This is a genomic window from Polaromonas sp. P1_F4 (genome assembly GCF_056405675.1).
This window is the reverse complement of record NZ_JBFUBP010000008.1, coordinates 1-22,734: the sequence shown is the minus strand read 5'-3', so window position 1 is coordinate 22,734 and position 22,734 is coordinate 1. Positions and strand designations below refer to the sequence as shown.

Genomic DNA, 22,734 nt, shown 5'->3' with positions numbered 1-22,734 from the left:
CACGGCAGCCTCAACGGCTGCGTGCGGGCTTTTTTTGGCCAATCCGCACCCCGCATACGCTACTAATTTAATAGCTGCTTGCGCCCGTCATCTATGCCTCAACCGCCAATCTCATCAAAATTTCCACGCGCCGGACGGTACCGAAAGCCTGCGTAGGACGGCGTCGAAACCGCCCGTTCAGGCCATGCAGCGTCACTAGACTCGGCAGATGACCACGGTACGCAAAGGCCAGGCACCGGCCGCCCTCTCACGCGACGCGTTCCACGAACGCTTCATGCAATCTTTTGTCGACCCGGCATTCCGGCAGGAAGACGAAGCCCTGGCCCGGATCGAAAGCGTGGCCTGGGACGCCTACCAGGAAGGCCGCAAGGCACCCCACACGCGCAAGGCCGGCGAGGAGTTCTCCGACCCCGGCTACGACCTGTCCGTCGAATGGCTGGAAACCCGCGAACGCCTGGCCAAAGCGCAGGCGGCCTGGAAAGACCCGGCCACACCCTCACGCGTGTTGCTGGTGTGCGGCTCCGCCCGCAACGACGGCACCTGCCCCGGTGAAATCTCCAAGACCTGGCGCCTGCTCAATACCGCGAAGACCACGCTCCAGGAGGCAGGCATGCATCCCGATGTGCTGGACCTCAGCCTGCTCACTTCCAGCTACCACCTCAATATCCACCCCTGCAAAGGCTGCGTCTCTACCGCCATGCCGCTGTGCCACTGGCCCTGCAGCTGCTACCCCAACCATTCATTGGGGCAAACCAGCGACTGGATGGCCGAGATCTACGAGCGCTGGACGGCTGCGCACGCCGTCATCATCCTCACGCCCGTCTACTGGTACCAGTCACCCAGCCCGCTCAAGCTCATGATCGACCGCCTGGTGTGTGCCGACGGCGGCAACCCCGACCCCACCACCACCCACGGCAAAAAACCCGAGGAAGCCAAGGCGCTGGAGATGAAAGGCTGGGACTATCCCAAGCACCTGGCAGGCCGTGCGTATGGCGTCGTGGTGCACGGCGACGTGGCCGGGATCGAAGGCGCGCGCCGCAGCCTGTGCGACTGGCTCGACTGGATGGGCCTGATCGATGCCGGCAGCCAGGCCCGGCTGGACCGCTACATCGGCTACTACGAGCCCTATGCCACCAGCCACGACACGCTGGACGTGGAAAAGGCCTTGTTGGAAGAAGTGCGCAACGTGGCCAGCGCGGTTGCCACCGCCGTCACGGAACTCCGGGCCGGCAGGCTGTCCCAGCCCGATAAAGGATTGCGCAAACCCCGGCCCAAATAACGCAGGCGTGAAAAAAGCCGGGGCAGGTAGAAACCTGTGCCCGGCTTTGCAAGGTGCAATCGTCAGGCGATTACACCCGTGCCTTACTTGCCTTACTTCGAAGTGCCACCAACGGCCGCATCACCCTGAACACTGCCCTGGACACGGGCACTGCCCGCCGCGTTATCCAGCTTGTTGTAGGTGCGCTTGGCGCCGCTCTTCACGGCGTTGCCGGTGCGGGCTACAGCCCGTCCGGTGCTGCGGGCGGTGTTGTCCACCGCAGCGGAGGCCCTGCTGCCTGCGGAGGTATCACCCTGGGCCGAGCCGGAGACATTGGCGCCGGCACCGAGCCTGCCGCTGGAAGATCCCGAGGAGGGCCCGCTGGAGTCCGAGCTAGTGCCTGCCGCGGCATTCGCGCGAACACCGGCGTCGATATTGGTGTTCTGGCCGGCCGAGACGCCGACCCCTACACCGGTGCCGACGCCCACACCGAGGCCCTGTGCAAAGGCGCCGGCAGAGCCGAACAACGCGGCTGCGGTCAACGCAGCGGCCGCAGGAATGGAACGCATAAAGTACTTGGACATATCAAACTCCTTCAAAAAGGGGTGGCGGCAACGCGTCAGCGCACCTGCACCCCGAAACTGTCATGGCGCCAAGGCAGCGCCTGGCCTTACTTGCTGGTACCGCCCGAATCCGTGGGGGCAGCGCCTGCAGTGGCAGCTTTGCTCTTGCGTGCAGCGCGTTTGGCGGCCTTGGCCTGCTTCTTGTCGGACTTCGCCGCCTGTTTTTCGGATTTGGCGGCGTCGCGCTGCTCAGGCGTTTTGGCGGTTGCACCGGTGGAAACCGCGCCCGAGCTGTCGCTCGGTTTGCCCGCAGGATCGGTCTGCGCGTGTGCGGCTGCGCCGAACATCATTGCGGCCGTCATGGCAGCGGCCAGGGAGAGCGTCTTCATGGAAGAGGGGGTTTTGAACATGGGAGTAATTCCTTGGGTTGAGCTCGTAGGCTGGGTTGAAAAAAACACGCCTGCCACTTCATCGGGCTAACGTTGAATTCAATCTAGCGGGCCCGGCCCGCCTGCCTTATCGGAGAGGCCCCCCGTGCCATGTAGGACACTGCGCCCGCGGGCTGTGGCCAAAGGCGCGTCCCAAGGCTTGCATGCGCAGCGCCCTGCCGCAAATAAGTTACTGTCCTACAGTCACACCCCGGGCGCAGAATAACAATGGGTGCCAAGGCCTGTCCTGCGCCCTTTCCGCCTGCCTGTCTGGGCCTACTCGCTTATCTTTCCTATGCCGACTTCCACACCCGAATCCCCTTCGCCATCGCCTTCTTCAGCTTCGCGCCGCGGTCCCGACGCCCTGTCTGTCGCCGTGCCCACCCGCTCTCCTGAAGCCGTCACGCCGATCGACATGGAAGCGGTCGAGGCCGACACGCAGACAGCGCTTGCAGCAGTCAGCGCCGAATCGTCGTTCTCGTTCAAGGTGCTCACGGTCAACATCCACAAGGGCTTCACTTTTTTCAACCGCAAATTCATCCTGCCCGAGCTGCGCGAAGCCGTTCGCGGCGTCGGGGCGGACGTGGTGTTTTTGCAGGAAGTGACGGGCAACCACGTCAAGCACCAGGACAAGTTCGACAACTACCCTGAAACCCCGCACTACGAATTCCTAGCCGACACCATCTGGCCGCAGTTCGCCTACGGCCGCAACGCGGTCTACACCAACGGGCACCACGGCAATGCCGTGCTGTCCAAGTTCCCCATCGTGCGTTTTGAAAACCTCGACGTCTCCATCAGCGGGCCTGAGCGCCGCGGGCTGCTGCATTGCGAATTGCAGATACCCGGCCGCAGCGTGAACGTGCACGCCGTCTGCGTGCACCTGGGCCTCATGGAAGCGCACCGCGAGCAGCAGATGGACATGCTGTGCGAGCTCGTGCGCAACAACATTCCGGCGCACGCGCCCGTCGTGGTGGCCGGGGACTTCAACGACTGGCGGCACCGCGCCCATGCCCGGCTGGAAAAAGGCGCCGAGCTGCATGAAGTGTTTGTGCAGGCCAACGGCAAGGCGGCGCGCACCTTTCCCGCACGCCTGCCCTTGCTGCGGCTGGACCGCATCTATGTGCGCAACGCTATCGGCCACGCACCGGTGGTGCTGCCTCTGCGGCCCTGGTCACACCTGTCAGATCACGCGCCCCTTGCGGCAGAAATCGAGCTCTAGAAACATGGCCCCCACGCTCGTCACTTCGTGTACTTCGCTGCCCCCCGAGGGGGCCGCTGCGCCTGCGGCCCGGCAAAGCCGGTTCCGCGGCCCCTGCTGGCCTGGAATCCGCAAAGCACCTTCTTCTGCGGCCAAGGAGAATTTATGTCGAGGTGGGTAAGCGGCAACCAGTTTCAGCTGCTTGAAAACGGCGAGGAGTTTTTCCCGCGCGTCTTTGAGTGCATTGCCGCGGCCAAACGCGAGGTGGTGGTGGAAACCTTCATCCTGTTTGAAGACAAGGTCGGTGAAGAGCTGCACGCGGCCCTGCACCAGGCGGCGCGGCGCGGCGTGCAGATCGACCTGACGATTGACGGCTACGGCTCTCCGGACCTGTCACCTGAATTCATTTCCACCCTGACGCGGGCCGGCGTGCGCGTGCATGTGTTTGACCCGGGGCCCAGGCTGTGGGGCTGGCGCACCAACCTGTTTCGCCGCATGCACCGCAAGATCGTGGTTGTCGACGGAGAGCGTGCTTTCGTCGGCGGCATCAACTATTCGGCGGACCACCTGGCCGACTTCGGCCCGCAGGCCAAGCAGGACTATGCCGTCGAGATCGAAGGCCCTCTCGTGGCCGACATCCACAGCTTTGTGCGCAGGGCCCTGGCGGCGGGCCAGCGCAATGCCGGCGCCAGCGGCGAAGCGCCTGCCGGCTTGCGTGAACGTTTTTCCGAACGCGCCCGTTCCGTGGCCGGCACATGGCGCAGGGACGACGTGCCCGCGCCGGCGGGCGACGCCGCAGCGCTTTTTGTCACGCGCGACAACCGCAAACACACCAACGACATCGAGCGCCACTACCGCGCCGCCATCCGCACGGCGCGCCAGCGTGTCGTGATCGCCAACGCGTATTTCTTTCCCGGTTACCGGCTGCTCAGGGAGATGCGCCACGCAGCGCGCCGCGGTGTGGACGTGCACCTCATCCTGCAGGGCGAGCCCGACATGGCGATCGTCAAGACCGCCGCCAGCATGCTCTACCACCACCTGCTGGACGCGGGTGTGCGCATTTACGAATACTGCGACCGGCCCCTGCATGGCAAAGTGGCCGTGATCGACGACGAATGGGCCACCGTGGGCTCCAGCAACCTGGACCCGCTCAGCCTGGCGCTCAACCTCGAGGCCAACGTCATGATCCGCGACCGCACCTTCAACAACGACCTGGGTTCGCGGCTGGACCACCTGATGCAGCACAGCTGCAAACAGATAGGCCGCCAGGACCTGGTGAAACCCACCTGGTGGCGCACGCTGCGCAGCTACTTTGTCTTTCACCTGCTGCGCCGCTACCCCGCCTGGGCCGGCTGGCTACCGGCGCACGCACCGCGCATCACGCCCGCCGAAGTGGCCATGCCCGAAGCGCGCGAGCCCCAACAGCGCCAGGCCAAACCCATTTGAGCGCGTGATGGCCGAAACCCGCACCTTGCCCACACCCCATCCTCCCCGTCCGCCCGAGCGGCACGGCAAGGCCCAGCCCGCCGCGCCGAAAAAAAAGGCCTGGTGGCCATGGCTCAGGCACGGCGCCACCGCCGCGTTCTTTCTGCTCATCGCCAGCCTGCTGTTCTCGCAGGCCCGCAAGATTGAATGGTCCCAGGTCCTTACCGCGCTGGAGGACTACCCCCTCACCGCCGCCTGGGGCGCCGTGCTTTTAGCCGTGGCCAGCTTCACGCTCTACAGCACCTTCGACCTGCTGGGCCGCCACTACACCCGCCACCCGTTGCGCGCCCCCACCGTGATGGCAGTGACCTTCGTCAGCTACGCCTTCAACCTCAACCTCGGCTCCCTTGTGGGCGGCGTGGCTTTTCGCTACCGCCTCTATTCACGCCTGGGCTTGGGCAACGGCGCCATCACCCGCATCATGTCGCTGAGCATGCTGACCAACTGGATGGGTTACCTGCTGCTCGCCGGCGCGGTGTTTGCCTTGCAGCCGCCCACCTTGCCCCTGGACTGGCCTGTCACCACCAACGCCCTGCGCCTGATCGGTGCGGTGCTGCTGGCCGTTGTCGCGGGCTACCTCGGCATTTGCGCGTTTTCCCGCCGGCGCATGCTGCGGCTGCGCGGCCATGAGGTGGTGTTGCCCTCCGTGCGGCTGGCCGGCCTGCAGCTGCTGATGGGCGCCGGCAACTGGCTCATCATGTCGGGCATTATTTTCATCCTGCTGCAGCACCGCATCGAGTTTTCCGCCGTCGTCAGCGTGCTGCTGCTGGCGGCCATTGCCGGCGTGATCACCCATGTGCCGGCCGGCCTCGGCGTGCTGGAGGCAGTGTTCGTCGCCCTGCTGTCGCACGAGATGCCGCAGTACGAACTGCTGGCCGCGCTGGTGGCTTACCGCGTGATCTATTACCTGGTGCCGCTGACCGTGGCTGTTGTGGCCTATCTCGCCATGGAAACCCACGCCAAAAAGCTGCGGCGGGCCCACAAAAAGCGCTGACAGGCGACCCGCACGGGTCAAAACCACACCTTGGCAGGTTTGGCGCTGTTGCCGTCAAGCAGGCCTTTTTGGGCTGGTTTCAGCCTGATTTAGGCGACAAAGCCACAAAGGGCTGGGGATTTACACCCCGCTTTCACACCTGAATCACCAAAACACTGTATATTAATACAGTGAATTCGGGCTTTCTGTCCTGGCAATGCGCCGCCCGCACCCAGGAAGACGGCTCTTTTGCCTACACCCGCCGCGGTGGTCGCCGCCGCACCATGGGTGCTTGAACCGTGAAGAAAGGATGTGTCCATGGGCGTGATGAATGACCTGCTGACGAACGACCTCTTTCCACAAGCCATGCTGCCTGTCACGCTGCAGGGGCAGACGGACCTCGAGGGCTTTCGCCGTGCCGCACGCGGCCTGCTGGCACAGAACATCCTGCCCGGGCAAGTCATCTGGCATTGCAGCACCACGCCCGCTGAAGGCGTGCCGCCCACCGGCACAGCGCAGAGCCCCGCACTCAGCGACGCACCCACCGTCGCCGTCCCGCCCGAATTTCTCACCCTGTGCCAGGCCGTCATCCTGCACAACAACCCGCAGCGCTTCAGCCTGCTCTACCGCCTGCTGTGGCGCCTGGTGCATGAGCCCGAACTGCGGCATAACCAGCTCGACACCGACATGGCGCTGGCCCGGCAGATGGCCGAAGAGGTGCGTCACGACATGCAGAAAATGAAAGCCCAGCTGCGCTTTCACTCGGTGCAGGACGACACCTTTAAAACCCGTCCGCAAGGCGGCCCGCTGCACGTGGCCTGGTTCGAGCCGGAACACCACATCGTTGAAGCCGTGGCGCCGCTGTTTGCCCGCCGCTTCGCCCACATGCGCTGGGCCATCCTCACGCCCCAATGCAGCGTCGAGTCCGACTACCTGGGCCCGCAGGCTTCCGGCCACGGCCGGCACGCTGCGCCGGTGTTGCCCCCGGAAGAAGTACGGCCAGGCCACAAGCCGGCCGACACCCCGGCGTCCCTGCGCTTCGGCCCCGCCGCCGACAGGCAGACAGCCCCCTCACCCGACGCCAGCGAACAGCGCTGGCTCACGCAGTACGAACAGGTCTTTCACCCCGCGCGCCTGCGCCGCCGGATGATGCAGAAGGATTCGCCGCAGCGTTACTACCGCAAAAGCCGCAGCCAGGCCGGCGCCCGCAAGGCGCGCACGCCCAAGGCCGCCAACGGTCAGTCACTATCAATTTAATAGCTGCTCGCGCCCGTCCCTGCTGGGTTTTGGCGGCATTTGGCATTCATCCTTGATGCCACACCGTACCGCTCACAGGCTATAAACAGAAAGCAAATCCACCTCAGGGCTTGGCAAGAGGCGGCCGCGTTGGCTCATCTGGCTGGGGCAATACCGCGTCACGGCCGTCGTTGCCGGGTGGCATCACCGGGCGGGTGGTCGAGTCACGCGGATCCGGCGGCGGGGGAGGCGCTTCAGGTTCAGACGCACGGCGTGCCGGGTTGCGGTTCAGCGGATTCCGCAGGGGCACCGTCGGCGTCGCGGCATCGGGTGCCGCAGCCGGCTGTGTGGTTTGCGATGTCTGCGCTACCGCCTGCGGCCCTGCGAAAAGCGTCAGGGCGAGTGCCAGCACAGCGCCCGGCAGGGCGACGGAAGCGACGGAAAAGGGTGGTTGTTTCAACATGAACATGCCTCCTTGAAGGTGGTGCATTAACACCACTCTACGCCTGTCTTTCATGCCCGCCATTGGCCATCACGCCAGGCAACTGTCAGGGCGGGCCTACAGACGCGGCCCCTGCTTTCAAGACCAGGGCGTTGCCGGCTTCGCCACCAGTTCCTTGAACCCGGTCCGGGTGTCATGCTCACGCGCAAACACCCAGCCCTGCAGCGACACCAGCACAATTTCAGCGGTCGTCCGCACAATGCAACCCGGCATCACATGGCCGCCACACATTTCTCCCCGCGCGTTGGCCACACTGGCATGCAGGTGCGCGCCGTCAGGGCTCAACGTGCCCGACAGCGTGATCAACTCCAGCGGCTCCACCAGCACCGTCCCCTGCGGCTCGGCCGCATAGCGCAACACGGCGCGGGACAAGCTTCCCACCGCAGAGATGACGCAAGCCGCGCGGGTGTTCTGCTCGGCCTGCAGCTGGGCGAATGCTGCGTCCAGGGCTGTTCGCAGGTCGTCGCCTGGGTTCAGGCGGAGGGTTAGGGTTTGGGGCATGGGTGGAGGGTAGACGAAGTTGCTGTTGTTGTTCAAGCGGGGCGGACTTTGCTGAGTGTTGCTGGCCGGGGGTTGCCCGGCATGCAAGTAACTTTCTTTTGCTTCGCCAAAAGAAAGTCACCAAAGAAAAGGCGACCCTGCTGTCTGCGACCCTACGCTTCGCTTCGGGCAACCTGCGGTGCTCGGTTCAGGCGGGGTCTCGCTCGAACTCGCTACGTTGCACTTCGCTCAGACAATCGCGATCCCTGATCCGCCTGAACCTGTGCTCCTCGGCGCATACAGAAGGGGTAATCGGGAGCGGGGACCAAAGATAAATACCCAACTCCAATACCAACAAGGACACGCCATGGCGTGTCCTTGTTTCTTCAGGTATTCGTATTCCTTCCCCACCCCCTTGTGGATGCGCCGAGGAGCGCAGGGCCAGACGGATCAGGGCAAAAACTTGTTTGAGCGAAGCGAGTTGTTTTTGACCCCGGCTGGACCGAGCACCACAGGTTGCCCCGGAGCGAAGCGCAGGGGACGCAGGAACCAGGGGCGCCTTTTCTTTGCTTACTTTCTTTTGGCGAAGCAAAAGAAAGTGAGTTGCATGCCGGGCAACCCCCGGCCAGCCGCCCTCAGCAAAGTACGCACCCATCAAATCAACACAACCTCACCCCACCACCAACCTCAAAAAAGTAATCTCCGAAGGCGCCCCAAACCGTTTGGGCGGCCCCCAGTACCCCGTCCCGCGGCTCGTATAAACCCACAGGTTCTGCAACTTGTGCAAGCCCGCGGTAAACGGCTGCTGAAACCGCACAAACAGATTCCACGGATAAAACTGCCCGCCATGCGTATGGCCCGACAGCTGCAGGTCAAAGCCGGCTTTGGCCGCAGCGGCCGCACTGCGCGGCTGGTGCGCCAGCAACACGCGCACCGCTTCCACCGGCGCACCACGCAGAGCCGCCTCCGGGTCACTGCGATGGGCTGGGTCAAAATGCCCGCCGCTGTAGTCCGTCACCCCCGCCAGCACCAGCGGCGTGGCGTCCTGGCCCGCAGCAAGAAGTGGCGGGCGAATCACCACGTGCTGGTTCAGCAGCACCGTCAGGCCCAGCCGGCGCAGCTCGTCGATCCAGGCATGCGCGCCCGAGTAGTACTCGTGGTTGCCCGTCACAAAATACGTGCCGTGGCGCGACTGCAGCTCCGCCAGCGGCGCCACGTGCGAGGCCAGCTCGCTCACCTTGCCGTCCACCAGGTCGCCGGTGATGGCCACCACATCGGCATCCAGCGCATTGACCTTGTCGACAATGCGGCGCAAATACGCCTGCTTGATGGTCGGCCCCACATGGATGTCGCTGATCTGCGCCACGGTAAACCCCTGCAGTGCGGCGGGCAGGCCCTTGATGGGCACATCCACCTTCACCACGGCGGCTGTGCGGCGCGCATTCAGAAAACCCAGCACGGTGATCAGCCCGCCCAGCAGCGGCACCGCCTCGGCCGACACCGTGCGCAGCCACGCCAGCGGCAGGTGGCCGGGCGCCACGGCATCGGCCAGCCACAGCACCAGCAGTGCCGCATCACGCGCCACCGTCAACACCAGCAGCGACGAAAACAGGCCCATGAAAAGCAGGCCCGCCCAGGTCAGCACATCAGCCAGAGGCTGTTTGGCCACACGGCCGGCCATCAGCCCCAGCGGCATGACAAAGGCCGACACCACAAGGACCGCGGCAAACAGCCATTGCCCCGCGGGATACGCCCCCAACCCGGGTAGAAGGCGTGCACCAATGTAAACATGGAGCAGCGCGGTTACAAGCGCCAGCGGCAGAAAGTTCATGAAATGTCCAGGGTAATGACGAGCTGATGAGCCCTGCACATGGGTACGGGACGCGCGCATTCAATGCCGGCGCCGCTTTAAAGCGGGGCTGCCGCGCTGCGCAAACACCACCACCAGCGTGCCACAAGCCACGGGCCAGCGTTTCATACGCTCACAAGTGCGACAAAGCGTGCGTGCGAATCCGCCCCTTCGCACGCTACCCTCGGCCATCTTTCTTCGCCCTCATTTTCCGCACCGGTCGCCCGTTGTCCTTCTGCCCATGACTTTCCACCCATGACTGTTGCCATACAGGCCACCACCCCCGCCACCTTCGAAATCAAAAGTGCCAACCTGCCCCTGGTGGCTTTGCTGCTCAAGTCCACCGACCTTGTCGCGCTCGCGCAAGAGTTGCAGGCCCGCTTTGGCGACATTCCCGACTTTTTCGACCAGGACGCGCTGATGATCGACCTCTCGCCCCTGCAGTCCGCCGCCGCGCGCAGCGGACGGGCGGTGGGCGACATCGACTTCCCCGCCCTCATCACCCTGCTGGGCAGCTACCAGCTGGTGCCGCTTTCCGTGAAGGGCGGCAACCCCGCGCAAATGGCGGCAGCGCTGCAGGCCGGGCTGCTGCCCGTGCCCGACGCCCACCTGCTGCCTGACCGCCCCGCTACGGCAGCCCCGGCGCAACAGCCAGCACCGCCCGTGGTGGTGGCCGCGCCCGCCGCCGCCCCGCTGGGTGCCCTGGTGGTCGACAAACCCCTGCGCTCGGGCCAGCAGGTGTATGCACGCGGCCGCGACCTGGTGGTGCTGGCCATGGTCAACGCCGGCGCCGAAGTCATTGCCGACGGCCACATCCATGTGTATGCGCCGCTGCGCGGCAAGGCCATGGCCGGCGCGCGCGGCAACACCGAGGCACGCATTTTTTCGCTGGCGCTGGAAGCCGAGCTGATTTCGATTGCCGGCGTGTACCGCACCGCAGAGCACCCGCTGCCCGAAGGCCTGGCAGGCCAGCCCACGCAAGTGCGGCTCGTTCCCGCAGAAGAAGGCCAGGAAGGCGACCGGCTCGTCATGAATGTGCTGGCAGCCTAGCAATATGGCCCCCACGCTTTTCACTTCGCCTTCGGCTCCGTGTAATGCGCTGCCCCCCGAGGGGGCGCTGCGCCTGCGGCCCGGCAAAGCCGGTTCCGCGGCCCCGGCTGAAATATCTATCGCTTTCAAAAGGACTTTTATCTGATGGCAAAAATCATTGTGGTCACCTCCGGCAAGGGCGGCGTGGGCAAAACCACCACCAGTGCCAGCTTTGCAACCGGCCTCGCCTTGCGCGGGCACAAAACCGCGGTCATCGACTTCGACGTGGGCCTGCGCAACCTCGACCTCATCATGGGCTGCGAGCGCCGCGTGGTGTACGACCTCATCAACGTCATACAGGGTGAAGCCACGCTCAACCAGGCGCTCATCAAAGACAAGCAGTGCCACAACCTCTTTGTGCTGGCCGCCTCGCAAACGCGCGACAAAGACGCGCTGACAAAAGCCGGCGTGGAAAAAGTGCTGAAAGACCTGGGCGAGATGGACTTCGAGTACATCGTCTGCGACTCCCCCGCCGGCATTGAAACCGGCGCGCTCATGGCCATGCACTTTGCCGACGAAGCCCTCATCGTCACCAACCCCGAGGTTTCCTCGGTGCGCGACTCCGACCGCATCCTCGGCATGCTGTCGAGCAAAACCAAACGCGCCATCGATGGCGGTGACGCCATCAAGGAACACCTGCTCATCACCCGCTACAACCCCGGCCGCGTCGACCAGGGGCAGATGCTCTCGCTCGAAGACATCCAGGACATCCTGCGCATCAAGCTCATCGGCGTCATCCCCGAATCCGAGTCCGTGCTGCAGGCCTCCAACCAGGGCGTGCCGGCGGTGCACATGAACGGCAGCGATGTGTCCGAAGCCTACAAGGACGTGGTCGACCGCTTCCTCGGCGACAAGGACAAGCCCATGCGTTTCATCGACGCGCAAAAACCCGGCCTCTTCAAGCGCTGGTTCGGGGGGAAGTAAAACGATGGCGTCCTTCCTGTCCTTTTTTCTCGGCGAAAAGAAAAAAACTGCCAACGTCGCCAAGGAGCGGCTGCAGATCATCCTGGCGCACGAGCGCACAGGGCGCGGCCATGAGCCCGACTACCTGCCCGCGCTGCAGCGCGACCTCATCGCCGTGATCGCCAAATACATCCGCATCGACCCACACGACATCAAGCTGCACCTGGAGCGGCAGGACAACCTGGATGTGCTGGAAGTGAAGATCGAGCTGCCCGACAAGAAAGAAAAAACCGGCGCCTCCGCCGCAGCAGCCCGCAAATAGCACCCGCCAGAAAACCCGCCGCACTTGCCCCGCAATTGACAAAAGGCAAGCCCGGCAACACAACTCAGGGCTATCATCATTCGATGTTGATCGAGACCTTCGGTGCCGCGCGCGACATGGCACGCCTGGCGGAAATCGCCGGTGTGCTGATTCGCCACGGCTTTGGCGACAGCGTGCGGCGGCTCGGCCTGGCCGACAAGCTCGAGCGTGCCGGCCATGCGCTGCACTGGGGCCATGTGGCAGACCTTGCCCGCATCAGCCCGCCCGAGCAGGTGCGCCTGGCGCTTGAAGAGCTCGGCCCCACTTTCGTCAAGCTCGGGCAGGTGCTTGCCGGCCGCGCCGACCTGTTCGGCCCCGAATGGATCACCGAGTTCGAAAAACTCCACAGCCATGTTCCGCCCGTGCCGCTGGCGCTGTTGCTGCCGCAGCTGCGCGAAGACCTGGGTGGCGAGCCTGAGGCTGTCTTTGCCCGCTTTGACACCACGCCGCTGGCCGCCGCCTCGATTGCGCAGGTGCACCGTGCGCAGCTGCATGACGGCACTGAAGTCATCGTCAAGATCCGCCGCCCCGGCATCACTGAAGTCATCGACGCCGACCTGCGCCTGATGGACCGGCTGGCCTCGCTGGCCGAAGCCGAGCTGTCCGCGCTCAAGCCCTACCACCCGCGGCAGCTGGTGCGCGAGCTCGCCAAGTCGCTGCGCCGCGAGCTCGATTTAGCCGCCGAATGCCGCCATGCCGAGCGCATCGCCCTCAACATGGCGCCGCTGCCCTACATCGTGATCCCGCGCGTGCACTGGGCCCACACCGGCCTGCGCATCAACGTGCAGGACCTGGTCGACGGCGTGCCCGGCAGTGCGCTGGACCAGCTCACGCCCGAAGCCGGCTTTGACCGCAGCGAACTTGCCCGCCGCGGCGCCCACGCCGTGCTGAAGATGATTGTGGAAGACGGCCTTTTCCACGCAGACCCGCACCCCGGCAACGTGTTTTACCTGCCCGGCAACGGCATCGCCTTTATCGACTTCGGCATGATCGGCCACCTGACCGAGCGGCGGCGCGAAGAGCTGCTGCAACTGCTGCTGGGCCTGGTCGAACGCCAGCCGCAGGCCGTGGCCGACGTGCTGCTCGACTGGACGAGTGACGAGCACGGCACCAACCTCTCCCAGCTGGAGGGCGAGATTGAAGCCTTTGTCGACCAGTACCACAGCACCCCGCTGGCCCAGCTCAGCCTGGGGCAAATGCTGTCCGACGTCACCGCCATCCTGCGCGACCACCACCTGGGCCTGCCGCCCGACCTGGCGCTGCTGATCAAGGCCTTCATCTCACTCGAAGGCATGGGTCGCGGTCTGGACCCGGGCTTTCACATGGCCACCGAAGCCACACCGCTGCTGCAGCAAATGGTGCGCGCGCGTTACGAACCCGCGGCACTTGCCAGCCGCGGCTGGCAAACACTGAGCCGCGCGATGGCGCTGGCCGGCCAGCTGCCGCACGACTTGACGCGCCTGCTGCGCAACGCGCGCCGCGGCCGCGTGCAGGTAGGCATTGAGCTGGCCCACCTCAAGCGCGTGGGCGACCAGCTCGACCGCGCCGCCAACCGGCTGGCCATGGCCCTGGTGATTTCGGCGCTCATCATCGGCTCGTCCATCGTCATGACCGTCAAGGGCGGCCCCACGCTGTTTGGTTTACCGGTGTTCGGGTTTGTCGGTTTTATGGGCGCCATGGCCGGCGGCCTGTGGCTGGTGCGGGCCATCTGGCGCAGCAGCCGCGGCCGCAACAGCGACGACACGGACTGACAGGCGCTATCTTTTCAGGAGCTGCTTGCGCCCGTTCCTAAAGGCTTACAGGCCTTTTTTCCTCAAGAAAACGTACCGGGCCGCTCCGGAGGGGGCTACAGCTTGAGCTGCGCCGGCAGGTACTTCGCCATCAAATCGTCGTAATACGGTTTGAGCTCGGCCAGCACCGGCGGCCTGTCGTTCTTGGAATAGAGATCGTAGGGGTTGAACTTCTGCACCCATTCCATATGCGCCGCATCCTGCGCATCCGTCAGGTGGCCGTACTGACCCTCGCGGTGCCAGGCGTAGAACGAGTGGTAGCGGATCATGTACAGCGCCGGCATCGGCAAATGCGACTTCAGCAGCTGGTACAGGTATTCGTCATGGCCCCAGGACATATGCACCGCGTCCAGCCCGCAGTTGGGGGCATACACACCGTACTCGCTGTTGTAGCGCGCATCCGTGCTGTCGGGGTTCAGGTCAAAGTATTCGGGGTAGACGATGCGGTCGGAAAATTTGCAGCCCACCGGAAAGGTGTCGCCCACCACGGCCCACTGCGGCTCGCCGAACAGGCACAGCACCTTGCCCAGGTCGTGGATAAAACCCGTCAGCACAAACCAGTCGGGGTGGCCGTCGGCGCGAATCGCTTCGGCGGTTTGCAGCAGGTGGCTGATTTGCGGCAGCTCGATGTCCGGGTCCGACTCATCCACCAGTGTGTTGAGAAACTCCAGCGCGGCCCAAGGCGTCATCTCGCGCTGCGAAAACGCCAGCCACTCGGCTTTCTTGCGCTGCACAAAATCGTAGGTCTGGTTCTGGTGGTTGTTGCGGTAGAAAGTGCGCACCCGGTCCAGGCCGGGCTGCGCGTAGTCGCGGTATGCCGCACGGTCAGGTTCACTGGCCAGCAAGGGCGTTGCCGGGGCGTTGGGGGTGGTTTGCGGCATGACGGCGTTCATCGTGCCATTGTAGGAAGCCCGGCCCCTGCGTGCAAACCCGGCTGTCGCAACGGTTTGCCGCGGGTATATTGGGCCCGACCTCGATCCAACCCGCCCCACCCGTCGCCGCCCGAAAGGCTTTATGCACCGCAGACCGTTCCACCGCCTGATGGCCATCGGCCTTCTTTTTGCGTCAGCCCTGCTGGCCGGCGCCGTCCACGCACAAGACGGCAACCCCAAAATCGGCGTGCTGATGCTGCACGGCAAAAACCCCGGCAGCAACAACGACCCCAACATGAGCCGCATCAAGCCCGTGCTGGAAGGCGCGGGCATGCTGGTGCTTTACCCCGACATGCCCTGGTCGCGCAGCCGCTATCTGGACGGCAACTGGGACAAGGCCATGGCCGAAATGGCCGGCCACGTCAAAACCCTGCGCAGCCAGGGCGCAACGAAGATCGTGATTGCCGGCCACAGCATTGGCGTGCCCGCCGCCATGAGCTTTGCCGCGCGTGGCGGCGACGTGCAGGCCCTGGTGCTGCTGGCGCCCGGCCACGTGCCCGTGAGCTACTACCGCGTCCTGCAAAACACCACAGTGCGCGAAAGCGTCGACGAAGCCCGCAAGCTGGTGGCCGACGGCAAGGGCGATTCGCGCGAACGCTTTACCGACATCAACCAGGGCAAGCAGCTGCCCGTGGCGGCCACCGCCAAAGACTATTTGAGCTACTTCGACCCCGCCTCTGACGCCGAAATGGGCGTGACCGCGCCCCGCATCCCGCCCGGCACGCCCGTGCTCACGGTAGTGGGCGACGAAGACTGGATCAGCAAATTCGCCAAGACCTACTTTGCCGACAAGCTGCCCGCCAATCCCAAAAGCCAGTACCTCGAAGTCAAGGCCAACCACCTCACCACACCCATCGTGGCCAGCGAAGCCGTGGTGCAGTGGATCAAAGCCGCGACAGCACCATGAAGCACCGGCGCGCCAGCAGCGCTCACCATTCATGCTGTGGGTTTGATAGCTGCTCGCGCACGACCTGATTGGGTTGCAGCCCTATTTTCTTTAGATAGATCCCAGAGCGCCTTCACACAAACCCAACCATGACACCGCATTCACCCGCACGGTATCTGTGGCTGCGCCAGGCACTGCCCGCTCTCCTGCTGGTGTGCATGGCCGTGGCGGGGAACGCGCAGGCGCAAAGCACTCCGCGCGTGGTCGACATTCCCACCCGTCCCGGCGTCACCCAGCGCTTTGTCTACATCGCAGCGGCCGCATCCCCCAGCCCGACCAACCCGAACAGCGCGCCCAAAGCCTCCGTCATCCTCTTTGCCGGCGGCCATGGCGGTTTGCAAATCAACGACAGCGGTGGGTTCGGACGGGGCGGCAACTTCCTGGTGCGCACGCGCCAGCAGTTTGCAGACGCCGGCTTTGCGGTGGCGGTCATTGATGCGCCGTCAGACAAACAGGCGCCGCCGTTTCTGTCGGGCAACCGGCAAACGCCCGAACACACCGCCGACGTGCTGGCCGTCATCGCCTGGCTCAGGCAGCAGGCGCCCGTGCCCGTGTGGCTAGTGGGCACCAGCCGCGGCACGCAGTCAGCCGCCTACGTCGCCACGGAGGTTGCACCGGCGCAAGGCGGCCCCGACGGCCTCGTGCTCACGTCCACCATGCTGACCGACAACAGCGGCCGCGCCGTGCCCAAAATGCCGCTGGAGAAACTGACGATTCCCGTGCTGGTCGTGCACCACGAACAAGACGGCTGCAAGCTCTGCGCCTTCAGCGACATGCCGCAACTGATGAACAAGCTCGCCAAAACACCCAAGGCCGAGCTGCTGACCTTCACCGGCGGCCAAAGCCGGGGCGACCCCTGCGAGGCCATGGCGTACCACGGCTATAACGGCATCGAGGCCGAGGTGGTCGGCAAGATCAGCCGCTGGATAGCCGCGGCCAAGCCCTAGCGCGCTACGACCGTCCGGGGGCCGCGCTCAAGCCTGTTCGGGCTTGTCCAGCAGCTTGTCGTTCGGGCTGTTGCCCGCGGCGGTGTGGTTGAGTGACAAGCTCACGCCCGCCCGCTTCTGCACCGTGTCTACCGCATCCGGGTCCGGCGCCACGCTCCAGGCCATGGCGGTGGTCAGCACCACCAGCGAAGGAATGGCCCGCAAATAACGCGGGTGAAACAGGAAGTCGGCAATCTTTTTCATGGCGGCCTTTCTTGGCGATGTCTGCAGGTGGTTGCCCCGCAGAAAAAAACAAGCGTTCATCCTGCGCCGCCAAACTTAGAGCCATGCGTCTGCCACGTTGCGGTTTGTAAGGAAATGCCTCAACGGCAGGTAAAGACGCGAACAGCGCCAGCGCACAAAGCAGTAAACGCTATGGTATTGATAGCTGCTCGTGCACGTTCCGCCTGGGCTACAGCCACTTTTTGTGATGAAAATGGCCGTTACTTCATTCCAGAAACCGGTTCACGCACGCCATCACCCCTTCGGCCTGGTCCTTGTGCGCCTCATGGCCGGCAAACGGAATGTTCAGCAGCTTCGCGCCGGGCACCTGCTCCGCCAGCTCAAACACACTGGCGCGCGAAACCAGGTGGTCTTCATCGCCGCGAATCGCCAGCAAGGGGCAACGGATCTGCTTGACGCACTCGCCCGGGTAACCGCTGGGGCCGTCGTCCAGCCACATCGGCACGACGGCATCAATCAGCGCCGCAAAGTCGGGCTGCGGGTTGACCGCGTTGTACAGCGCCACCGACTCGGGGAATTTTTTCGTCCAGCTTTGCGCCGTAACCCCGCCCAGCAGCTTGCGCACCGGGTCGTCGGCCTTGAGCATTTTGTCGGTGCCAATGGCAACCAGTTTGTCGACGGGCGACCCGCCTTGCGCAGCCATGCGCAACGCCGTTATGCCGCCGTCGCTGAAACCCACCACACTGCAGCGGTCAATGCCCAGGTGCTGCAGCACAGCGGCAGCGTCAAGCGCCAGCCGCTGGTAAGTCACGCCCGCCGTTCCCAGGGTTGACTTGCCGTGGCCCCGGCTGTCGATGCCGATCACGCGGAAGCGTTTCTGCAGCAGCGGCAAGACACCGTTGAAGTCCTTCATCGTGCCCAGCCCGCCGTGCAGAAACAGCAGCGGCGGGTCGGCGTCATCACCGTGAACCTCAAAGTAAATCTTCGCGCTGTCCAGCGTCAGGTGGTCGCCACTGTGGTGATCAAACTGGCCGGCCTTTACCCCCGCCGCGCGGCTGAACGTGTCCGCAGCCATGTCAGCGCCCCGTCGTGCCGCGGCGCGACTGCAGCTGGTTGCTGCCGCCCACATGCGACTCCCGGTCGCTGCGGCTGTTGGCCGTGCGCTGGGGCTCGTTGCGCTGGGTTGGCTTTTGCTCACCGGCCTGGTTGAAGTCGTTCTCGACTTTGCCGCCGTGGCCCGAAGGCTTGCCGTTCTCGTCCACCTGGTCGTCGAGGTTGGGGGCGTTGCGGGTGTTGTGTTTGCTGGACATAAAGCGTCTCCTTGCGAAGGGTTGAATAAAACCGGCAGCGCTGATGAGCACCTGGGAAAGTACAAAAGGCAAAGCCGGCGTGTTCAATCCATTCTGGAGAAACGGTGCACCGCGTTTGTCAGACAGCGCCGCCTGTCCGGGTGTGACTGGCGGACGTGTGGACCCGCCGCAGCAGGCGCGCGCAGCGCGCAATCCACTATCAAATCAATAGCTGCTTGCGCCCGTCCTTATTGGCTTGCAGGCCTTTTTGATGCATGAAAATGACTCGGAAAGCCTCTAATCGCCACAAAAACCGGGACTGACGCCATCTGGCAAATCCAGCCGCCCTCGGCACTTCCCTCAGCTCGCTTGCCGGCCCGCCAGCGCCTTGTCCAGCGCGCTATCCAGCGCATCACGCAGCAGCCGCAGTTCGTCGACTGAAAACGTGCCCGAGAACCTCACCTGATGCTCCGGCCGCCGCGCGGCAGGCACAAAGCGGCTCAGCATCAGGTGATGCCCGTGCGGCGTCGGCGTGACTTTGGCGTCCAGCTGCCAGCCGGTGGAAGTTTGAAAGGTTTGCATGTGCTGTTCCTCGCTCCTGATAGCCCCGCAGACGATGGAACGTCTGCTGCGTGCGGGGGAGGAGTCGCGGCTCAACGTTTTAGCAGTGTTTAGCGCCCCTGCAATAGTCATAACTCGGGCGGCCACCTGGTTGCGGTGGTGTGCAGATTGTATCGGACGGCCCTGCCCCGCTAGGCACCCTGGTCAAAGGCCGCACACACCTCGGCGACGCGCCCACGCAGCCAGCGCTGCGCCGGGTGCGCGTCGTTGCGGCGGTGCCAGTGCAGCACAAAGGGCACCGGCGCCAATTCAATCGGCAGCGGCAGCACTACCAGCCCGTCGGCCCAGCCGCTGGCGCGCAGGATGCCCCCCATGAACACCCCCACCAGATCGCTGCCCGCCACCAGCGCCGGCGCCGCATACATCTGCGGCAGGGTGAGGGCTACCGTGCGCTGCCGGCCCAGCCTGGCCAGTTGCACATCGACCAGGCCCACGCCGTCCCCATCGGGCGACACCAGCAGGTGGCTAAACGACAAAAACGCATCCAGGCTCATCGGCATGGCCGCCAGCGGATGGCCCCGACGCACCACGCAGACAAAGCGCTCCTCGAACAACGGCTGGGTCGGTATGCGCGGCGTGCTGGCGGCCGGCACGCCGATGGCAATGTCGGCCTCGCCCCCGTCCAGCAGGGCCAGCGCGCCCTCGCGCGCCGTGAAGCCGCGAATGCGCAAAGTCACGCCGGGCGCATGGGTGGCCAGGTCGCGCAGCAGCGGCGGCAGCACCGTGAAAGCGGGGTGGTCAGACAGCCCCACCGAAAAGCGAACGGTGGACCGCGCAGGGTCAAACGACTGGGTGAAATCAAGCGTCGCCTGGATGCTGGCCAGCGCCTCGCCCAGCGGCCCGGCCAGCTCGACTGCACGGGGCGTGGGCTGCAGGCCGGAGGCGGTGCGCACAAACAGCTCGTCGCGCAGCAGCAAACGCAGGCGCGCCAGTGCTGCGCTCATGGCCGGCTGCGTGCGGCCGATGCGCACGCCGGCACGCGTGACGTTGCGCTCGGCCATCAGCGCGTCAAACGCCACCAGCAGGTTCAGGTCGATGCCATGTAAATCCATTTGGTGGATAGTACTGGATATCAATTATCGATTGGACTTGTAGTGGGGGTCGCCGCAAAGTACGGGTACTGAACTACTTAATGGAACAAGCCATGACAACGACCTCCCTGCAAGCCAACGGCCTCACCGCCGCCGAACAGCTCGCCATTGAAACCCTGTACCGCGCCTTCAACGAACAAAACCCCGCCCTGCTCGACCAGGCCCTCACACCCGACTGGGACGACATCCCCCTCGGCCCGCACCAGCAGCCCGGCCGCGACGGCATGAAGCCCGTCGTTGCCATGTTCATCGCCGCCTTCCCCGACGTGAAGATCACCATCCAGGACATCTTTGGCCTGGGCGGCCGCGCCGCGGTGCGCGCCCAGATCACCGGCACCCATCAGGGCGAGTTCTTCGGCATACCGGCCACCGGCAAACCCATGGCGATTGCCATCCACGAGTTTCATGAGCTGAAGGACGGCCGCATTGCACGCACCTGGCACCTGGAGGACTGGTTCGGCATGCTCAACCAGGTCGGCGCCTGGCCCCCTGCTGCCCCCAATCCACAGGCAGCCGCCAAACGCGTTGCCGAAGGAGCCGCAGCATGAGCAGCGTCGCCATCGTTTATTTCAGCGGCTACGGCCACACCGCCAAACAGGCTGAAGCCGTGCAGCGCGGCGCCGCTGGCACAGCAGGTGCATCCGGCGTAGAAGCCACGCTCTACCGCATCGACGCAGACGGCAACCTGCCCGAAGGCACACTGGAGCAGATCAGCGCCGCCGGCGCCATCATCTACGGCAGCCCCACCTACATGGGCGCCCCGGCCTGGCAGTTCAAAAAGTTTGCCGACTTCTCGTCCAAAGCGTGGTTTGGCCAGGCCTGGAAGAACAAGGTCGCTGCCGGCTTCACCAACTCGGCGTCACCGGCCGGCGACAAATACGCCACCCTGCAGTACTTCTGGACGTTGTCGCAACAGCACGGCCAGATCTGGCTGGGCGGCGGCCTGATGCCTGCCAGCAAAAAAGCCAACACCCGCGCCGACCTCAACTGGACAGGCGTCTTTGCCGGCGCCGTGGCCACCTCGCCAGAAGACGCCACGGCAGATGAAGCGCCCACCGCGCCCGATCTGGAAGTCGCCCGCCTGCTGGGCCAGCGCGTGGCAGAGCTGGTGCTGAAGCTGGCTTAGGCCACAGGCAGCGCGGTGTGCGCAGCCCGCTATTAAATCAATAGCTGGTCGCGCCCGTTCTGCTTGGTCAAGCGCCCTGTTTTCCTTAAATCCGAAGCCAGATCAACCCGCAGACATGTCCGAGAACTGCGCTTCAATCTTGTGCCCATCCAGGTCCCGCACAAAGCAACCGTAATACTGCGGCCCATACATGGGCCGCGGGCCCGGCGCACCATCCCCTTGCCCACCCAGCTCCAGCGCCTTGGCATAAAACGCATCCACCTGTGCTTTCGACACAGCCAGAAAGCCAAAGTGCGAGCCATTGCCCACATGCGCCTTGCCGCCATCGTGCGGCACCCCCACCCAGAATTCCGGATAAGCCCGCCCGAACGCAATCGCCCCGGGGTGCTCCATGATCACCTTGATCTCCATCGCACCCAGCACTGCCGTATAGAAGGCCTTGGCACGCGGGAAGTCGTTGGTGCCGATGGACACGTGAGACATGATGCTTTCGGGGAGGGAGGGGGTATTGGGCATGGGTGTTGTCCTTGTTGGTTAAGAGGGAAAAGCTTAGCCGGCACTCAAAACTCCTTGGCGCGGCACGTCATTTATGCAAGTCACTTAAAGCCCTTGCGAAATCAACACTCATTACTTAGATTGAAGGGAGCTCCCAAATTCCGCGAGGGGAAAGATGCGCTTCTTTTATTAGTCCCTGCTCGCGCAATTGACTGGCGGCCCACCGTGCGTCGTATTGCCAGGTATAAAAAAGATCACCCGATCGAATGAGCTCTTTCTCGTGGCCTTTCCAAATCTCCTTTGCAACATCGACCAAACTGGCCCGTCCGCCCTTGAGTGCCAGCGCATCTAGAACCCATTGCTGTAGGTCTCGTTTCTTTGCCATATTCGTAGCCCTCTTTCATTAGGTCTCTAGGTCGCAAATAAAGTCGAGCGCGACGCCCAGATCACATGCGCGCCGTCCGACCGAACGCTCTCTATCCTGGCCATCGAAAATCACAACTGTCAATCGTCAGTCTCGGCTTTTTTTGGTGAATTTGACCAATTTCTTGCCGTCAACTCCCGGGGAAAGGCCTGTAGTAAGGGCGCCGATTAATGCTTACGATCTCCTCATCATGGGGAGAGCGAGCGAAATGTCTAGCTTTAACATCAATCGTTTTAAAAAGTCGCCACCGAAAAATTCGCGGTACGCACGCTATCTGTTGAATTCCGTCGAAATCTGATCCACTTAGCGCAGTAATTTCCATCCAAAACTGACCCACGTAGGCACTACTCTGCTTGTTTTAAAAGCAGGGGGAAATTAGGAGTGATAGACGTGGCGACATTGAATGTCRTCAGACGTTGGGCATTGCGGGATCAGATGTCCATCCGCGAGATCTCAAGGCGTACAGGCCTGGCTCGCAACACCGTGAAGAAGCACCTGCGATCAGAGGAGAGCGAGCCTAAGTAGT

At 64.0% G+C, this 22,734-nt stretch carries 26 protein-coding genes; 13 read left to right on the top strand and 13 right to left on the bottom strand.

Annotation, left to right across the window (positions count from 1 at the left end):
• Window positions 1–208 precede the first annotated feature (208 nt).
• Window positions 209–1,279, top strand: coding sequence for a flavodoxin family protein (locus tag AC1DYQ_RS16185; protein ID WP_477687623.1), 1,071 nt, complete (start codon window positions 209–211; stop codon window positions 1,277–1,279).
• 92 nt (window positions 1,280–1,371) lie between these two features.
• Here the strand turns inward: AC1DYQ_RS16185 and AC1DYQ_RS16180 are convergent, their stop codons facing one another.
• Both AC1DYQ_RS16180 and AC1DYQ_RS16175 read right to left on the bottom strand, forming a co-directional pair.
• Entirely contained in the window at window positions 1,372–1,842 is a 471-nt protein-coding gene (locus tag AC1DYQ_RS16180) for a hypothetical protein (RefSeq protein ID WP_477687622.1), read from the bottom strand.
• Window positions 1,843–1,928: 86 nt separating this feature from the next.
• A complete protein-coding gene (locus tag AC1DYQ_RS16175; RefSeq protein ID WP_477687621.1) occupies window positions 1,929–2,231 on the bottom strand; it encodes a hypothetical protein in 303 nt (100 codons plus the stop codon).
• 433 nt (window positions 2,232–2,664) lie between these two features.
• Here AC1DYQ_RS16175 and AC1DYQ_RS16170 point away from each other — a divergent pair, with 433 nt between their 5' ends.
• From AC1DYQ_RS16170 to AC1DYQ_RS16155, 4 genes are all read left to right on the top strand, one after another.
• Window positions 2,665–3,468, top strand: coding sequence for an endonuclease/exonuclease/phosphatase family protein (locus tag AC1DYQ_RS16170; RefSeq protein ID WP_477687793.1), 804 nt, complete (start codon window positions 2,665–2,667; stop codon window positions 3,466–3,468).
• 144 nt (window positions 3,469–3,612) lie between these two features.
• Window positions 3,613–4,893 (top strand): cardiolipin synthase ClsB, encoded by a 1,281-nt coding sequence (gene clsB, locus AC1DYQ_RS16165; RefSeq protein WP_477687620.1) that lies wholly within the window; start codon window positions 3,613–3,615, stop codon window positions 4,891–4,893.
• Between the two features lie 7 nt (window positions 4,894–4,900).
• On the top strand, window positions 4,901–5,926 hold the full coding sequence (locus tag AC1DYQ_RS16160; protein ID WP_477687619.1) for a lysylphosphatidylglycerol synthase domain-containing protein: 1,026 nt from the start codon (window positions 4,901–4,903) through the stop codon (window positions 5,924–5,926).
• 297 nt (window positions 5,927–6,223) lie between these two features.
• Window positions 6,224–7,162 carry a TIGR03915 family putative DNA repair protein gene (locus tag AC1DYQ_RS16155; RefSeq protein ID WP_477687618.1) on the top strand — a complete coding sequence of 313 codons (939 nt, stop codon included), beginning with the start codon at window positions 6,224–6,226 and terminating at the stop codon, window positions 7,160–7,162.
• A 103-nt stretch (window positions 7,163–7,265) separates the two neighbouring features.
• Here AC1DYQ_RS16155 and AC1DYQ_RS16150 read toward each other — a convergent pair whose 3' ends face one another.
• The 3 genes from AC1DYQ_RS16150 to AC1DYQ_RS16140 all read right to left on the bottom strand — a co-directional run bounded on the left by AC1DYQ_RS16150 (window position 7,266) and on the right by AC1DYQ_RS16140 (window position 9,954).
• Complete coding sequence (locus tag AC1DYQ_RS16150; protein ID WP_477687617.1) at window positions 7,266–7,604, bottom strand: hypothetical protein; 339 nt, start codon at window positions 7,602–7,604, stop codon at window positions 7,266–7,268.
• A 117-nt stretch (window positions 7,605–7,721) separates the two neighbouring features.
• The gene (locus AC1DYQ_RS16145; protein ID WP_477671811.1) at window positions 7,722–8,144 is read right to left on the bottom strand and encodes a PPC domain-containing DNA-binding protein; all 423 of its coding nucleotides are present in this window, start codon (window positions 8,142–8,144) and stop codon (window positions 7,722–7,724) included.
• 649 nt (window positions 8,145–8,793) lie between these two features.
• Window positions 8,794–9,954 (bottom strand): metallophosphoesterase, encoded by a 1,161-nt coding sequence (locus AC1DYQ_RS16140; protein ID WP_477687616.1) that lies wholly within the window; start codon window positions 9,952–9,954, stop codon window positions 8,794–8,796.
• A 273-nt stretch (window positions 9,955–10,227) separates the two neighbouring features.
• On the opposite strand from AC1DYQ_RS16140, the gene minC reads away from it, so the two are divergent.
• The 4 genes from minC (at window position 10,228) to AC1DYQ_RS16120 (ending at window position 14,076) form a co-directional block, all read left to right on the top strand.
• Window positions 10,228–11,022, top strand: a complete 795-nt coding sequence (minC, locus tag AC1DYQ_RS16135; RefSeq protein ID WP_457281878.1) for a septum site-determining protein MinC — start codon at window positions 10,228–10,230, stop codon at window positions 11,020–11,022.
• A gap of 144 nt (window positions 11,023–11,166) precedes the next feature.
• The gene (gene minD, locus AC1DYQ_RS16130; protein ID WP_348046637.1) at window positions 11,167–11,985 is read left to right on the top strand and encodes a septum site-determining protein MinD; all 819 of its coding nucleotides are present in this window, start codon (window positions 11,167–11,169) and stop codon (window positions 11,983–11,985) included.
• A 4-nt stretch (window positions 11,986–11,989) separates the two neighbouring features.
• Entirely contained in the window at window positions 11,990–12,286 is a 297-nt protein-coding gene (gene minE / locus AC1DYQ_RS16125) for a cell division topological specificity factor MinE (protein WP_457281879.1), read from the top strand.
• Between the two features lie 83 nt (window positions 12,287–12,369).
• Window positions 12,370–14,076, top strand: a complete 1,707-nt coding sequence (locus tag AC1DYQ_RS16120; protein WP_477687615.1) for an ABC1 kinase family protein — start codon at window positions 12,370–12,372, stop codon at window positions 14,074–14,076.
• Between the two features lie 95 nt (window positions 14,077–14,171).
• Here AC1DYQ_RS16120 and AC1DYQ_RS16115 read toward each other — a convergent pair whose 3' ends face one another.
• Window positions 14,172–15,008: an inositol oxygenase family protein gene (locus AC1DYQ_RS16115; protein ID WP_477687614.1), complete on the bottom strand. Its 837-nt coding sequence runs from the start codon at window positions 15,006–15,008 to the stop codon at window positions 14,172–14,174.
• 121 nt (window positions 15,009–15,129) lie between these two features.
• On the opposite strand from AC1DYQ_RS16115, the gene AC1DYQ_RS16110 reads away from it, so the two are divergent.
• Window positions 15,130–15,954 (top strand): alpha/beta hydrolase, encoded by an 825-nt coding sequence (locus AC1DYQ_RS16110; RefSeq protein WP_477687613.1) that lies wholly within the window; start codon window positions 15,130–15,132, stop codon window positions 15,952–15,954.
• Window positions 15,955–16,082: 128 nt separating this feature from the next.
• Entirely contained in the window at window positions 16,083–16,940 is an 858-nt protein-coding gene (locus tag AC1DYQ_RS16105; RefSeq protein WP_477687612.1) for an alpha/beta hydrolase, read from the top strand.
• A gap of 27 nt (window positions 16,941–16,967) precedes the next feature.
• Here AC1DYQ_RS16105 and AC1DYQ_RS16100 read toward each other — a convergent pair whose 3' ends face one another.
• The 5 genes from AC1DYQ_RS16100 to AC1DYQ_RS16080 all read right to left on the bottom strand — a co-directional run bounded on the left by AC1DYQ_RS16100 (window position 16,968) and on the right by AC1DYQ_RS16080 (window position 20,124).
• Window positions 16,968–17,183, bottom strand: a complete 216-nt coding sequence (locus AC1DYQ_RS16100) for a hypothetical protein (protein WP_477648569.1) — start codon at window positions 17,181–17,183, stop codon at window positions 16,968–16,970.
• 244 nt (window positions 17,184–17,427) lie between these two features.
• On the bottom strand, window positions 17,428–18,237 hold the full coding sequence (locus AC1DYQ_RS16095; protein WP_477687611.1) for an alpha/beta fold hydrolase: 810 nt from the start codon (window positions 18,235–18,237) through the stop codon (window positions 17,428–17,430).
• Between the two features lies 1 nt (window position 18,238).
• A complete protein-coding gene (locus AC1DYQ_RS16090; RefSeq protein WP_477687610.1) occupies window positions 18,239–18,472 on the bottom strand; it encodes a hypothetical protein in 234 nt (77 codons plus the stop codon).
• Between the two features lie 339 nt (window positions 18,473–18,811).
• On the bottom strand, window positions 18,812–19,033 hold the full coding sequence (locus AC1DYQ_RS16085) for a hypothetical protein (RefSeq protein ID WP_477687609.1): 222 nt from the start codon (window positions 19,031–19,033) through the stop codon (window positions 18,812–18,814).
• A gap of 170 nt (window positions 19,034–19,203) precedes the next feature.
• Window positions 19,204–20,124, bottom strand: coding sequence for a LysR family transcriptional regulator (locus tag AC1DYQ_RS16080; RefSeq protein ID WP_477687608.1), 921 nt, complete (start codon window positions 20,122–20,124; stop codon window positions 19,204–19,206).
• Window positions 20,125–20,216: 92 nt separating this feature from the next.
• Here AC1DYQ_RS16080 and AC1DYQ_RS16075 point away from each other — a divergent pair, with 92 nt between their 5' ends.
• Window positions 20,217–20,711 (top strand): ester cyclase, encoded by a 495-nt coding sequence (locus AC1DYQ_RS16075; RefSeq protein ID WP_477687607.1) that lies wholly within the window; start codon window positions 20,217–20,219, stop codon window positions 20,709–20,711.
• Window positions 20,708–21,289 carry a flavodoxin family protein gene (locus AC1DYQ_RS16070; protein WP_477687606.1) on the top strand — a complete coding sequence of 194 codons (582 nt, stop codon included), beginning with the start codon at window positions 20,708–20,710 and terminating at the stop codon, window positions 21,287–21,289. The genes AC1DYQ_RS16075 and AC1DYQ_RS16070 overlap by 4 nt, the downstream gene beginning before the upstream one ends.
• Window positions 21,290–21,391: 102 nt before the next feature.
• Here AC1DYQ_RS16070 and AC1DYQ_RS16065 read toward each other — a convergent pair whose 3' ends face one another.
• Window positions 21,392–21,805: a VOC family protein gene (locus tag AC1DYQ_RS16065; protein WP_477687605.1), complete on the bottom strand. Its 414-nt coding sequence runs from the start codon at window positions 21,803–21,805 to the stop codon at window positions 21,392–21,394.
• A gap of 115 nt (window positions 21,806–21,920) precedes the next feature.
• Complete coding sequence (locus AC1DYQ_RS16060) at window positions 21,921–22,169, bottom strand: hypothetical protein (RefSeq protein ID WP_477687604.1); 249 nt, start codon at window positions 22,167–22,169, stop codon at window positions 21,921–21,923.
• Window positions 22,170–22,734: the final 565 nt, after the last annotated feature.

Bases quoted from the DNA above. Each gene is read 5' to 3' on its own strand.
- AC1DYQ_RS16185 (WP_477687623.1), top strand. From the start codon at position 209: ATGACCACGGTACGCAAAGGCCAGGCACCGGCCGCCCTCTCACGCGAC.
- AC1DYQ_RS16180 (WP_477687622.1), bottom strand. From the start codon at position 1,842: ATGTCCAAGTACTTTATGCGTTCCATTCCTGCGGCCGCTGCGTTGACC.
- AC1DYQ_RS16175 (WP_477687621.1), bottom strand. From the start codon at position 2,231: ATGTTCAAAACCCCCTCTTCCATGAAGACGCTCTCCCTGGCCGCTGCC.
- AC1DYQ_RS16170 (WP_477687793.1), top strand. From the start codon at position 2,665: ATGGAAGCGGTCGAGGCCGACACGCAGACAGCGCTTGCAGCAGTCAGC.
- clsB (WP_477687620.1), top strand. From the start codon at position 3,613: ATGTCGAGGTGGGTAAGCGGCAACCAGTTTCAGCTGCTTGAAAACGGC.
- AC1DYQ_RS16160 (WP_477687619.1), top strand. From the start codon at position 4,901: ATGGCCGAAACCCGCACCTTGCCCACACCCCATCCTCCCCGTCCGCCC.
- AC1DYQ_RS16155 (WP_477687618.1), top strand. From the start codon at position 6,224: ATGGGCGTGATGAATGACCTGCTGACGAACGACCTCTTTCCACAAGCC.
- AC1DYQ_RS16150 (WP_477687617.1), bottom strand. From the start codon at position 7,604: ATGTTGAAACAACCACCCTTTTCCGTCGCTTCCGTCGCCCTGCCGGGC.
- AC1DYQ_RS16145 (WP_477671811.1), bottom strand. From the start codon at position 8,144: ATGCCCCAAACCCTAACCCTCCGCCTGAACCCAGGCGACGACCTGCGA.
- AC1DYQ_RS16140 (WP_477687616.1), bottom strand. From the start codon at position 9,954: ATGAACTTTCTGCCGCTGGCGCTTGTAACCGCGCTGCTCCATGTTTAC.
- minC (WP_457281878.1), top strand. From the start codon at position 10,228: ATGACTGTTGCCATACAGGCCACCACCCCCGCCACCTTCGAAATCAAA.
- minD (WP_348046637.1), top strand. From the start codon at position 11,167: ATGGCAAAAATCATTGTGGTCACCTCCGGCAAGGGCGGCGTGGGCAAA.
- minE (WP_457281879.1), top strand. From the start codon at position 11,990: ATGGCGTCCTTCCTGTCCTTTTTTCTCGGCGAAAAGAAAAAAACTGCC.
- AC1DYQ_RS16120 (WP_477687615.1), top strand. From the start codon at position 12,370: ATGTTGATCGAGACCTTCGGTGCCGCGCGCGACATGGCACGCCTGGCG.
- AC1DYQ_RS16115 (WP_477687614.1), bottom strand. From the start codon at position 15,008: ATGAACGCCGTCATGCCGCAAACCACCCCCAACGCCCCGGCAACGCCC.
- AC1DYQ_RS16110 (WP_477687613.1), top strand. From the start codon at position 15,130: ATGCACCGCAGACCGTTCCACCGCCTGATGGCCATCGGCCTTCTTTTT.
- AC1DYQ_RS16105 (WP_477687612.1), top strand. From the start codon at position 16,083: ATGACACCGCATTCACCCGCACGGTATCTGTGGCTGCGCCAGGCACTG.
- AC1DYQ_RS16100 (WP_477648569.1), bottom strand. From the start codon at position 17,183: ATGAAAAAGATTGCCGACTTCCTGTTTCACCCGCGTTATTTGCGGGCC.
- AC1DYQ_RS16095 (WP_477687611.1), bottom strand. From the start codon at position 18,237: ATGGCTGCGGACACGTTCAGCCGCGCGGCGGGGGTAAAGGCCGGCCAG.
- AC1DYQ_RS16090 (WP_477687610.1), bottom strand. From the start codon at position 18,472: ATGTCCAGCAAACACAACACCCGCAACGCCCCCAACCTCGACGACCAG.
- AC1DYQ_RS16085 (WP_477687609.1), bottom strand. From the start codon at position 19,033: ATGCAAACCTTTCAAACTTCCACCGGCTGGCAGCTGGACGCCAAAGTC.
- AC1DYQ_RS16080 (WP_477687608.1), bottom strand. From the start codon at position 20,124: ATGGATTTACATGGCATCGACCTGAACCTGCTGGTGGCGTTTGACGCG.
- AC1DYQ_RS16075 (WP_477687607.1), top strand. From the start codon at position 20,217: ATGACAACGACCTCCCTGCAAGCCAACGGCCTCACCGCCGCCGAACAG.
- AC1DYQ_RS16070 (WP_477687606.1), top strand. From the start codon at position 20,708: ATGAGCAGCGTCGCCATCGTTTATTTCAGCGGCTACGGCCACACCGCC.
- AC1DYQ_RS16065 (WP_477687605.1), bottom strand. From the start codon at position 21,805: ATGCCCAATACCCCCTCCCTCCCCGAAAGCATCATGTCTCACGTGTCC.
- AC1DYQ_RS16060 (WP_477687604.1), bottom strand. From the start codon at position 22,169: ATGGCAAAGAAACGAGACCTACAGCAATGGGTTCTAGATGCGCTGGCA.